An 11,976-nucleotide genomic window follows, 5' to 3' on the forward strand; every position below is an offset into this window, starting at 1 on the left:
TGTTGATCATGCCTCCGATGCTTTGTTGATCATGCTTTCGAGAAGGGTTATTTTATAATCCCTATAAATCAGTCATCTATAGGTTTTTCATCGCCCGGATCATAAGATCAGATCATCAAATTAGATCAGAATAATCATAAAGATCAGTTAAAAGATGCAATAAAAAAGATCTTTCTTTTTGGATCTATTTTTATTAGGATTTCCCTGGAAGTGTGATCGATTTACGGCTTTCGTCACCTCAACATTAAAGAATAATGCGCTTTGAGTACGCCTGCTATGAAGGATCTTAACTGACATGAGTGCCAGTAAACCGGAAAAAATATTAATAAAAGCACCTCGTTCCCACAAAGACGGGCATCTCTTCGAAGTGCATGGACAACTGGTCGACTGGCTTGCGCAATATGAGCATTTTAAAGGGGTGACCAAAAGTATCTTAGAACTGCTCAATTTGATTTCAGTGCGCGGGTTTTCATCTCAAGATGGCTATGTCTCTACCACAGAACTTGTTGACGCCACCGACGGTCAATTAACACGTGCTGCCATTCAGCAACGATTACGTGCGGCGGTGCAATTAGGCCTTTTTCTTCAGCAGCCGGTTCGTTTTGAAGAAGGGCTGGCAGGTAAAACGATGCTCCATCGCTTTGTCAATCCAAGCCGTCTCATTTCATCACTTGGCAGTGCGGGATTGATGACAGAAAAAAGCCGAGATGAAGTCAAACAAAAACGCTCTAAAGCGCTGGCACAAACGCAAGTAAACCGCCAACTTCTGAGCGAGCACGGACTGGGAACGCCCCCAATGATGCCTGGCGAAAAAGATCAGATTTTGGTTTCTCCAACAAGCTGGGCGGGGATCATTGATCAAGCTTTGGCGCCGCCACGGACAAAAAAAGCCTATCAAAAATCAATGGTTGCGATCAGCGGGACCAAAGCCATTATTGAGACACGATCAGCCAAGTCGATCATGACGGTGGATGATCTGATGACGTTATTCGCATTATTTACGTTAACCGTGCAATACCATGATCACCACTTACCGAATTACGAGCTACAAACCCAATCGATTGGTAATAAAACCCCCATTTACATCACTGATATTTTGCAACTACGGGGTAAAAAAGACAGTGGACCGGCACGTGATGCAATCCGAGAAAGCATCGATAGAATCGAGTTTACGGATTTTCAACTCCACGAATTGACCGGCCGTTGGCTGAGTGAAAACATGCCTGAAGGGTTTAAAAGTGATCGCTTCCGCTTTTTAGCTCGGACTATTACCGCATCAGAGGAAGCACCAAAAGAAGATGAAGATGGGGAAGTTAAAATTAAACCCAATCTGTATATCCTGGTGTGGGAGCCGTCGTTTTTTGAAGAATTGATGACGCGTGATTACTTCTTCTTGTTCCCGCCTGAAATTTTGCGTCAGCATACACTAGTATTCCAGCTCTATTCGCTCTTCAGAAGCCGTATGTCACGTCGTTTGGAAGATTCGATGCTACTGAGCGAGTTAAACCAAAAAATGGCGCGTAACATTGAATGGCGACGTTTTTCGAGTGATTTGATTAGAGAGCTTCGAAAACTGGCAGAAGGCAAAGTCACTGAATCGATTTTTGCGGTAAACCTCTGGGGATATCACCTAACGCTGACACGCGAAGACGATGAAAAAAAATATCCGGATTACCGGATGGATATTAAATGTAATGTCGATGAAGTGATCCGTTACTCCCGCGCTAAAATGTATAACGAAGGTAAACGCTCGCTAGCGCCAACCATGCCAAACCCATTGCGCAACGAGATCTTACCCAGCCAAGACCTTGATCAACTGTCCGGGATCATCGATGGCGAGTTTGAGCCTATCCAACGCAAAGAGAAAACCAGCGGCCGTTTGGGGCGCCGTGTTAAGCAACGCAAGCATCTGGTTGAGATCAATGCTGACGAGCTGACCATCGTTCTCTCTAAATATACCTCAGAAGAGGCGTTACAACGCAGTATCACCGCGCTCTCAGCAATGACAGGGCATCCGTCTTCAGTGATCACTGAAGAGTGTCAAGGTTATCTAGAAAAGCTTGATTGGTTACGCGTTGGTGATCAAGTGGTGCCTTATGAAACACTCAGCCGTACGATTGAATTTTTTAATCAGCAACAGCAGGAACGTCACCTATCTATTGAGAAATTAATCTCAGGTTTAGCGGTGCGCCGTAAAGTGTGTCAACGCGTGTTTGATGGCCATCTGGATGGGCAAGTGCTTAGAGCGTTAGATGACATTGCAATGAGTGGCTAACAACTCCGTTATTTTGCACAGGCTTGACGCATAACTGACATGCATTCACGGATTGGCGTTAATATAGCTCCCGATAGATACCTTTGTCCTATTTGATGTCTTTATGACATCGTTTGGCTAAATGCTTGCCGAGCGGGCCCTTGCCCGCTTTTTTTCCGATTGTTTTTTCGCGTAGTTGTACCTTGTGTTGCTTGCACAACTCGTTCGACATGGTCGCCTATCATAGTCCCCCCCTAACTGTTTCTATCGACTTGGTTTCATTCTTCTATTTACACTGTAAACTGCCTGTTTTAATTACACGCGATTCGCGTTTCAATGAGGCAGTTATGCCGGTTCTGTTGCCATTTGCCGCGGTTTTTATTTGGTCGGTGAATACCATCGTAAACAAAATGTCAGTGGCGGTCATTGCACCTGGTGCGATGGCCTTTTACCGTTGGTTCTTTGCCATCTTGGTGCTTACTCCCTTTTGCCTACCTACCCTTTGGCGTCAGCGGCGTGCGGTGATAACCTACGCGCCGCGGCTTGCCTTACTCGCCTTACTTGGCATGGTCACAAACCAGTCTGTCGCCTATTTTGCTGCGCAAACCACCACAGCGACGAATATGGCATTGATCATGTCTTTGGTCCCAATGCTCAGTCTCTTTATGAGCATTCAACTACTGTCTCAGCCACTTACAGTGCGAGCCATTGTCGGTGCAGGGTTATCTATCTCTGGGCTGATTTATATGCTGACAATGGGAAAACCGCTAACGTTGTTGACCAGTGGGGCAACCATTGGCGATGGGCTCATGTTAATTTGTGCCTCGTCGTATGCACTGTATTGTGTGTTATTGAAACGATGGTCAATGGCGATTTCTAATTGGGTCTCCGTTTATGTGCAGGCCTTATTCGCGGTAATCATGCTGATCCCCGTGCTTTTGGCGGCACCCAGCCAAAATATTGCGACTGAAGCCTACCCATTAGTGGGATTCGCCGCCTTAGGCGCATCGGTGCTTGCACCGGCAATCTGGCTACAGGCGATCGCGCTCAATGGGGCCAGTCGTACCGCAATGTATATGAATTTATTACCGGTGATGACGGCAATAATCGCCGTCATCTGGCTAGGAGAAGTCTTAACGCCATATCATATTATCGGGGGAGGATTTGTCTTATTGGGCGTTGGGCTGTCTCAGCAATCGACGCGCCAAACTGTCCGTCAACGCTGATAAGCGTCTACACTTTCAAAAAGAAAGTGAGATGGAGGTAGCCAATGTGGTGGTTAATTGAGTTAAACTGGATGCCTTTATGGGTAACCCCCACCATGCGTCGCTCTGACGTGTCAGAGCCGTCGCCGATCGTATGGTAACAAGGAGCAGGAGAGAAATAAGCCTACATGGACGTCGACTTATCCCATCACGCTGCGGTGAGTATTCGCGCAGCGCAGCGTCAAGAAGCGCGCTATTTTTGGCATAATATCTACCATTCCCGTGCGTGGAAGCAATACGACGCGCCTTACAGTCCTATTGAGCCGGTATCCTATTGGTCGTTTCGGTTTGGCCTTTTCCGGCGTTTTCTTGCAGGAGATACCGCTCAAGTTATCTGCGTTGATAACAAGCCCGTCGGTTACGTCACTTATTATTGGGAAGACAAGCGCACGCGATGGCTTGAAGTGGGGATCACCATCTTTGATCCCGCATGTTGGGGAAAAGGAACAGGGCGGCAAGCGCTGACACTATGGATAGACCAACTGTTTGCCCGCCACGCGGTGAATCGCATAGGCTTAACGACTTGGTCCGGGAATATTGGCATGATGCGGTGCGCCAGAGCGTTAGGCATGCGCGAAGAAGGGCGTTTACGCGCTGTCCGCTACTATCAAGGTGAATATTACGATTCACTGCGCTATGGCGTCTTACGTGAAGAATGGCTGCAAAGCCAGGTCCCCGTCGCGCAACAAAAAACGGCAGCCCAAACAGCTTCTCTCCAATCGGCCGCATCAGTTGCGTACCAGCCGAATACATGAATTAAGATTGGGCGAAATCCAAGTTTCAATTGCCTGGCGTTCAATAGGGCGGGATAACACATAGCCTTGGAGGTAGTCGCATTGATGCTCGCGTAGCCAACAGAGTTGCTGTTTGGTTTCTACTCCTTCTGCGACAACAGTCAGTCCCACCGCGTGCGCCATCGCAATCATTCCTCGACATAAAGGCGCCGCTTTTCCATGGGGTTGGTCAATACCTATAATAAAACTGCGATCCATTTTGATGACATTAAACGGATATTGTCTTAGCAAAGAAAGTGATGAATAGCCGGTGCCGAAGTCATCGAGATATAACGAAATCCCAAGTGCATGAATACGTTTCAAATTACGCTGCACGTTGTCAGAATGTTCAAGCAATGCAGTCTCGGTCATCTCGAGCCCAAGGCAATGTGGATCAAAGCGATGGGCGGCAATTAACGCGGCAATATCGTCTGCAAAAGTCGGAGATTGACACTGTTTGGCCGAGACATTCACAGTAATCGATGGGCTTTGCCCGGGGGATAAGCGCAAGTGCCAATTCTCTAACACCTCAGCGACTTGCTCCAATACCCATTGACCTAATTCATTGATATAACCCGTTTCTTCGGCTATTGGAATAAACTCCGCCGGTGATATTGTGCCCAGCGTGGGATGCTCCCATCGCAGTAGTGCTTCTGCATGACTCAATTGTTCGCTATGGCTATCAAAAATGGGTTGATATACAAGATGAAATTGATGATGTTCGAGCCCTTTCTTTAAGTCTTGCTCCAAAATAAAGCGTTGTTGGACCTTTGCGAGCATCGCCGGTTGAAAAATAGCCACGCGTTCACGGGTTTGTTTTGCGTGATACATGGCAATATCGGCTTGTTGGATAATATCAGTCACCGATTTATTTGATTGGCCGACTGAAGCGATACCGATACTGGCAGATATATTTATCACATGATTTTCGATGTAATAGGGGGTACTTAGCGTTTGAACCAGTTGCTTAGCTTTGGTTTGCGCCAAGGCCAAGGAGCTATCAGCGTGGAGCAGTACAACAAACTCATCACCACCAAACCGATAAACACGATCGTCTGTTACTGCTTTCTGAAGCCGTTTACCCAACTTTTTGAGTAAGGTGTCGCCAGTTACATGACCGAGTGAGTCGTTGACGACTTTAAAATTGTCCAGATCAATAAATAATAATGTGATGCTATCTGAAGGTTCCGCACTGATTGAATGTACGGCTCTCTTTAGTGCTTTATCCAGTGCAGTGCGATTAGCAAGTCCAGTCAAGCTATCATGATGGGCTTGATGGGTTAACTGTTGCGTTTGTTGACTCACTATCTGTTTTGCCAGTAAAAGGCGATTGGCATAGGACCAAAAACTAGCAAGAATCGATAGCCCGAGAGATAAAACAAGTACACCAACCACACCGGCATAAATCAGATCCGTGTGTAACTCCCTAATATCGGTAAAGGTGACGAGTAATCCCTCCTCACTACCGGCAATAGGAATCGATATTGCCGACGAATGGCTGTTGTACCATTGATTGAGCGTGCTTGATGAATGCGTACTAAAGACAGATTGATGACCAAATGCCTCCTGAGCGACCATTCCGACACTAGGCCCAGGCGTCTTGCTTTGCCACAACGCGGGTAAAAATCTATCAAAATATAGGGTGGTAGAAAGAAAACCGAGTAGCTTTCCATCCCGTTCAGTAATTGGTGCAAACCACCGTATGCCGTGGCCTTGCTCGTCATGAAAAAGCCGCGCCTCAGGGTGACGATTAAAATATGCCCGCTCCATGGTTTGGGTATTGTCACACTGAGAATCTGCTCGCCAGCCTAAATAGCCCTCCTCAGCGGCTTGTGGTGACACATACAAAGCGGGAAACGTATCGCTACGCATGACCCACCGACAGACCTGCTCGTTTAAAGGAGGGAAAGGATGATACTGATCTTGTTGGGCCGCAAATTGTGCTAACTCAGCGCGATTAACTCGAGGGAGCCACATGACGCTGTTGAGTCCAGATTGCTTTTGGGTGTGATTATCGATGAAAGCGTGGAATTTTTCTCGTGTTGGCCCATTTTCTTGCTGCAAATACAATTGTGCTGACAACTGAAGTTCATAGAGCTGTGAAAAAGATTGACCTAATGAATAACGGTATTTTTCAACCTCGGCTGAGAAACGACTCTGCTGGCGTTGATTTTCTAGTGTGTAAACTGACCAGCTAGCGACGCTTGCCACGGCTAACACAAGGAGATAGCGCCACAAAGGCTGCTTAGGCAGATATCGCATAAAAATACATCGACTGTCACTACTGAGTGCCACACGATACGGCGCGATTATGACAATCGCGACGCAAACGTATGTCACTTTTGTGAAAGTCATTAGGTAATAATACACCACATCCTTAAATAAAAAGTCAAAAATATGGCGGTTTTTTATACAGGTTTAACGTCGGTATCATCGCCAATCAAGATCTAAAAGTGTGACTTTGATCACTATGATGTTAGTGGCTTGATTCAACACTGAAGTTTGTACTTTACCGGTCATTTATCCATTTTCTTTTCCATGATCCCAAATATTATCCGTCGTATTTTGATAGGACGACGCTAGCTTCTCTGCTAACGTTGATACGTCGTTGGATTCGATTTCTGATCCAGTTCTATCTTTTTTAATTTTATTAAGATTATGAATAAAAAGGGGTTTTTATGGTTAAGTTAGAGAGCGTCTCTGCGGTATGCTTTGACTTAGACGGCACACTCGCAGACCCTTTTGACGATCTGTATGAGGCGGTCAGCGGTATGTTACGTGGCTTAAGCTTGCCTGATGAAGATCCCCATGCAATAAAAGATTGGATTGGTGATGGGGCGGATTTATTGATCCACCGCGTGTTAACTCGACACATCGACGGGCGCGTATCGACCCGCGTGTTAAACCAAGCGCGCGCACTCTTTTTGTCCTCATACCTAGGCAGTAAACCGCCAAAAACTCGACTGTACCCGGGCGTGCTTGCGTGCCTTGAAACCTTATCGCAGCGCCACATCCCGATGGTGTGCACCACAGATATGCAAACGGCGCATGCTAACAGCTTACTGCGAGCACTTGGCGTTGGGCATTTTTTCACTCGGATATTGGGTGCCGATGCAATGTCTGTTGGTAAGCCGGATCCGGACGGTATTTACGAAGCGGCCGCCATACTTGGCGTTTCACCCTTGGAACTGCTGGTGGTGGGGGATTCGGTCAGCGATGTGCATGCGGCTCGCGCCGCTGGCTCGCCAGTGATTTGTGTTAACTATGGCTATAATTACGGTACAGGGATCCAAAAGGCCTGTCCGGACACTACCCTTGATACATTGGCCAGTTTGCCCAATATCATTGCAAGGCCCAATCGTTTGGGTGTACCGGGACAGGGTGTCACTGCCCCACCGGTATTAGCGGGCTCACTGCGTGGTCGTGCGATGCGACCTAAAGGGGGCGCACAATTTCGATAATATAGCCAGGAGGGAAGCGTGAAAAACGAACTCGATCCGACCCATCTGCTTCGCGCGTTTGAGATAGTCACGGAGTTTGGTGAGAAAATAGAAGATGGACACCGCTTGGATGGCATTGACGCTTTCTCAGATTATGACGGCTATACCATTTATTTAGCAGGAAATGGGGTACAGTTACGTGTGGGGTTTCACAATACGTATCATCTCGACTACGAGCATGAGAACCTTAAAGAGCAGTTCCTGAAAAAGGTCGATGCGCTAGTCAAAAACTATAAAAGATAGCGACGGATAGGCAATGCATACCGGACCGTCACACGCCCCACAATGGGGCGTTTTTTATAGGTCAAAGGCAGGGAGCATGGACAGCGAACCAATCACTACAAACCGAACACGCGGGACCCAAGCCCATTATCAAGCGTTAGTCGACAGCGCGGCAGCCGCGATCTTGGTGATTGATGAACGCGGCATTATTTTAGATGCGAACCCGTTCACCCACCGATTATTGGGTTATCACCCGCAACAGCTAATCGGAAAGAATGTTGATTGTTTAATGCCGCCGGAGCACCAAGGGAAGCATGACCATTATTTACGGCAATATATAACAACAGGCCAGGCAAACATTATCGGTACTGGCCGGCGGATTGAGGCACGGCATCAAGCGGGGCATGTGGTCCCCATTCATCTGGCGGTCAGTGAAGTGTGGGTTGAAGACCGGCGAGAGTTTATTGGCATTATGTCTGATATGCGCGCGCTGACTCAGGCTCAGACGCGTATTAAACACGAACGCAATCAACTCAAAACCATTATTAATGCGATCGCCAATCCTGTTTTTGTCCGAGAGCTGGGCGGACGATATTCGCTTGCAAATTACGCCTGCCTACAAGCATTAAATGTCGAGCATGTTGAACAGCTTGCTGAAGCAATTCATGGTGCCTTGCCTGAGGGAATGCACGAAACCCTCAATGCGCTTGATCACCAACTGACGCTCGATGGTGAACCCGTTCATGTCGATGTGACATTAAGAGATGGTCGGACTTTTAAGCTCGCTAAAACGCTTATTCGCCACGTAGAGGGAGAGCCTTACGCCATTGTGACTGTTGGGTATGATGCCACACCATTACTGCAAGCGAAGCACGAGGCAGAACGCGCCAATCAAGCCAAAAGTGATTTTCTCTCTGCCATGAGTCATGAGCTGCGCACGCCTTTGAACAGTGTGCTCGGTTATGCGCAACTACTACAACGATCCTCTTCTCCTCGCTTGACGGAGACGCAACGGCAATATGTTGATCAAATTCACCAAAGTGGTCGCCACTTACTCACCTTAATTAATGATGTGCTGGATCTTGCCAAACTTGAGGCAGGAAAAACGGTGGTCAATGTTACCTGGTATCCGGTTCGCGCCCTTGTCAGTGATGCCGTTCGAACACTACTCCCGCTCGCACAGCAACAGCACGTTGAGTTAGATGATTGCCTACCGGCGGATCTGAGTGGCGACCTATATGTGGATCCAACCCGTTTCAAACAAGTGTTGATCAATTTACTCAGCAACGCGATTAAATATAACCATCCTCAGGGGCGAGTATGGGTTGAAGCCAGTCAACCATCGTCAACCTTGACGATCTCTGTATCAGATACCGGGATCGGCATCGCTGAAAATCGGTTAAACCATCTTTTTGAGCCTTTTAACCGCTTGGCCGCCGAACAATCACAGATTGAAGGGGCAGGTGTGGGGTTAGCGGTGAGCCATCAATTGGTTGTGCAAATGCAAGGCGAGATGTCAGTAAAAAGCCAGCCAGGCAAGGGCAGTTGTTTTGCAGTGACTTTCCCTTACCGGGCGTCGATGCGATCTGGCGATCAAGGTTGTACGTGTCTCCGCGTGAGCCAGCCGCATCGCGTGCTCTATATTGATAATAACAGTGCCCGCCAGCGCCTGATGACCGATTGCTTTGAAGATTGGCCAATGTTGACACTCTATCATGCGCATGGGCTGTCACTGGCTGAGGCTGTTGCGCTCGCGTCTCCGCCATCGTTAGTCATTATGGCGGCTGATAGCGTTGCGGCAACGCCCGAACAAATACAAGCACAATTTGGCGACAAACCACTCATTGTTCTGACTGACAACCCATGCGACGAACCACATAACAAACCGACATTACGACGTTTATCGTTGCCGCTCTCGTCAGCGGACTTGGCTGAGGCCATACAATTATTATTAGAGGAGAGGCTATGACAAAGGATCCGTCACAAGCACATATATTGATCATTGATGATCGACCGGAAAACATTCACTTACTGTCTACCATGCTCAAGCAAGCCGGTTATCAACAGCTGAATGGACTCACCGATCCTCGCCTTGTTACCGATGCTCTCTCCCCCGTTCCCGACCTGATTTTACTCGATATGCGGATGCCGCAGCGCTCTGGCTTACTGGTGCTGGATGATCTTAATGACGCTTTAGATGAGCATTGCCCGCCCGTGATGGTACTCACCGCAGATAATGACCTGAATTTGCGTAACCAAGCGTTATGCCGTGGCGCGATTGATTACATCAGCAAACCCTTTGATCACGATGAGGTGTTGCAACGGATTCAAAACCTTTTGTATCTGCAATTGAAAACCCGTAAAGAGCGCGATCAAGCGGCACGGCTGCAAATGCTGGTTAACAAACAAACGGCGGCTTTACGCGCGCTTTCTTTGACCCATCCGTTAACCGGGCTACCAAATCGTCGCGCATTATTAGATGCCGCTGAGCGCCAGCTGAGCAAAGGGCCGGTGACTGTGATGATGATTGCCTTAGATGGCATGGAAGCGGTGACCAAACACCAAGGTCATTTAATGACAGAGGCACTATACAAACAAGTGGCCAATCTGCTAGCCAATAGTACAGTGGCGCGTCCACATCGCATTGGCGTTTGGGATAGCACACGACTGGTGATGCTGATTGAAGAACACGATAACCATGCCGTAGAAAAAGCCGCGCGCATCAATCGGTTGATCAGCGGACATCACACGCTCGATGGGCGTTTAATGTTTTTACGTTGCCACATTGGTATCAGCCGCACGGAGCTTGAGACACAAGATGTGGCGCAACTGTTTCGTCAAGCCATTTTAGCGATTCCGACGGATGACCAACTTATCGGCGAATATCAGCCTGAGCTTGACAGCCAAGCTCAGCGCGCGCATTTGATTCGCACCGAATTAGGGCCAGCACTGCAAAGCGGACAATTATCACTGGTGTATCAACCCAAATGGCGATTAGACGGCGGTTTGATGATAGGCGCGGAAGCGCTGTTGCGTTGGCAGCATCCGACCCTTGGGGCCATCAGTCCGGCGGAATTTATCCCCATCGCCGAACGCAGCGCAGACATGATCCAACTGGGCGACCACGTACTGGTGATGGCCTTAGCCGCGGTTGAATGTTGGCGAAAAAATAAACTGATCAACGATAGCTTTCACCTGTCAGTCAATGTTTCTGCCCAGCAGTTTCGCCCCGGCTTTGCTGACAGCGTCTTAGCTCGGTGCCAGGCAGTTGATGTCCCTTTGCATCTGATTCAATTAGAGGTGACAGAATCAGCACTGATCCAGCACATGTCGGTGGCACTGAAAGAGCTACAACAATTGCGAGATGCAGGCATGCATATCGCCCTCGATGACTTTGGCACCGGCTACAGCTCGCTCAGTTACCTTAAACAGTTACCGGTCGATTGGGTCAAACTTGATCGCAGCTTTATCCAAGACTTGGCTACCAACGCCAGTGATAAGCACTTGGTGGGTAGCGTGATTGATTTGGCCCATGGCTTTGGTCATGGTGTGGTCGCCGAGGGTGTTGAAAAAGAGGACCAGCAGTTTGTGCTACAAACCATTGGCTGCGACCAAGTGCAGGGCTTTTTATACGCACGGCCGCTAATCCAAGAGGGATTTGAACAACTGCTTAAAACCGCCAACCAAGGCAACGCGACGATCAATAGCAATGCAACCATTAATAGCAATGCAACCAGCAATAATAATGAGATGGCCTAAACGCGCAATTAGCGCCATCATACTTGCGCTTTATCACTAAGGTTTATATTCTGACCGTGTTAGTCGGGGAGCAAGCAATTGCTGAGACTGCGAAAGCAGGACCCATGAACAACTCCCACTAAACGCTGCGCGTTTTGAAGGAGTTTCAAAAAGAAAGCCTAAGCTGCCTCTTTAGGCTGGTTCCCAGCCTGAATACCTAACGC

General features: G+C 48.1%; 8 protein-coding genes. 7 read left to right on the plus strand and 1 reads right to left on the minus strand.

Going from position 1 to position 11,976, the window contains the following annotated elements; all coding sequences use genetic code 11:
• Positions 1-295: 295 nt before the first annotated feature.
• The 3 genes from BZJ21_RS11180 to BZJ21_RS11190 all read left to right on the plus strand — a co-directional run bounded on the left by BZJ21_RS11180 (position 296) and on the right by BZJ21_RS11190 (position 4,274).
• Positions 296-2,275 carry a replication initiator protein RctB domain-containing protein gene (locus tag BZJ21_RS11180; protein ID WP_077669810.1) on the plus strand — a complete coding sequence of 660 codons (1,980 nt, stop codon included), beginning with the start codon at positions 296-298 and terminating at the stop codon, positions 2,273-2,275.
• A gap of 326 nt (positions 2,276-2,601) precedes the next feature.
• Entirely contained in the window at positions 2,602-3,480 is an 879-nt protein-coding gene (locus BZJ21_RS11185) for a DMT family transporter (protein ID WP_077460821.1), read from the plus strand.
• 167 nt (positions 3,481-3,647) lie between these two features.
• Positions 3,648-4,274, plus strand: coding sequence for a GNAT family N-acetyltransferase (locus BZJ21_RS11190; RefSeq protein WP_077669811.1), 627 nt, complete (start codon positions 3,648-3,650; stop codon positions 4,272-4,274).
• Here the strand turns inward: BZJ21_RS11190 and BZJ21_RS11195 are convergent.
• Entirely contained in the window at positions 4,248-6,554 is a 2,307-nt protein-coding gene (locus BZJ21_RS11195; protein WP_158075528.1) for a bifunctional diguanylate cyclase/phosphodiesterase, read from the minus strand. The two genes, BZJ21_RS11190 and BZJ21_RS11195, sit on opposite strands and share 27 nt — an antisense overlap.
• A gap of 416 nt (positions 6,555-6,970) precedes the next feature.
• On the opposite strand from BZJ21_RS11195, the gene BZJ21_RS11200 reads away from it, so the two are divergent.
• The 4 genes from BZJ21_RS11200 to BZJ21_RS11215 all read left to right on the plus strand — a co-directional run bounded on the left by BZJ21_RS11200 (position 6,971) and on the right by BZJ21_RS11215 (position 11,773).
• Entirely contained in the window at positions 6,971-7,753 is a 783-nt protein-coding gene (locus BZJ21_RS11200; RefSeq protein WP_077460824.1) for an HAD-IA family hydrolase, read from the plus strand.
• A gap of 18 nt (positions 7,754-7,771) precedes the next feature.
• A complete protein-coding gene (locus BZJ21_RS11205) occupies positions 7,772-8,035 on the plus strand; it encodes a DUF3081 domain-containing protein (RefSeq protein ID WP_025674936.1) in 264 nt (87 codons plus the stop codon).
• Between the two features lie 76 nt (positions 8,036-8,111).
• Positions 8,112-9,983 carry a sensor histidine kinase gene (locus BZJ21_RS11210; RefSeq protein ID WP_158075529.1) on the plus strand — a complete coding sequence of 624 codons (1,872 nt, stop codon included), beginning with the start codon at positions 8,112-8,114 and terminating at the stop codon, positions 9,981-9,983.
• Positions 9,980-11,773, plus strand: a complete 1,794-nt coding sequence (locus BZJ21_RS11215; protein ID WP_077669814.1) for a putative bifunctional diguanylate cyclase/phosphodiesterase — start codon at positions 9,980-9,982, stop codon at positions 11,771-11,773. Before BZJ21_RS11210 ends, BZJ21_RS11215 begins: the two co-directional genes overlap by 4 nt.
• Positions 11,774-11,976 lie beyond the last annotated feature (203 nt).

The sequence above is a fragment of the Salinivibrio costicola subsp. alcaliphilus genome, from assembly GCF_001996185.1.
Classification (GTDB): domain Bacteria; phylum Pseudomonadota; class Gammaproteobacteria; order Enterobacterales; family Vibrionaceae; genus Salinivibrio; species Salinivibrio costicola.

Excerpts from the sequence above, each read along its gene's own strand:
- BZJ21_RS11200 (WP_077460824.1), top strand. The coding sequence starts at position 6,971 with ATGGTTAAGTTAGAGAGCGTCTCTGCGGTATGCTTTGACTTAGACGGC.
- BZJ21_RS11210 (WP_158075529.1), top strand. The coding sequence starts at position 8,112 with ATGGACAGCGAACCAATCACTACAAACCGAACACGCGGGACCCAAGCC.
- BZJ21_RS11190 (WP_077669811.1), top strand. The coding sequence starts at position 3,648 with ATGGACGTCGACTTATCCCATCACGCTGCGGTGAGTATTCGCGCAGCG.
- BZJ21_RS11180 (WP_077669810.1), top strand. The coding sequence starts at position 296 with ATGAGTGCCAGTAAACCGGAAAAAATATTAATAAAAGCACCTCGTTCC.
- BZJ21_RS11195 (WP_158075528.1), bottom strand. The coding sequence starts at position 6,554 with ATGCGATATCTGCCTAAGCAGCCTTTGTGGCGCTATCTCCTTGTGTTA.
- BZJ21_RS11185 (WP_077460821.1), top strand. The coding sequence starts at position 2,602 with ATGCCGGTTCTGTTGCCATTTGCCGCGGTTTTTATTTGGTCGGTGAAT.
- BZJ21_RS11215 (WP_077669814.1), top strand. The coding sequence starts at position 9,980 with ATGACAAAGGATCCGTCACAAGCACATATATTGATCATTGATGATCGA.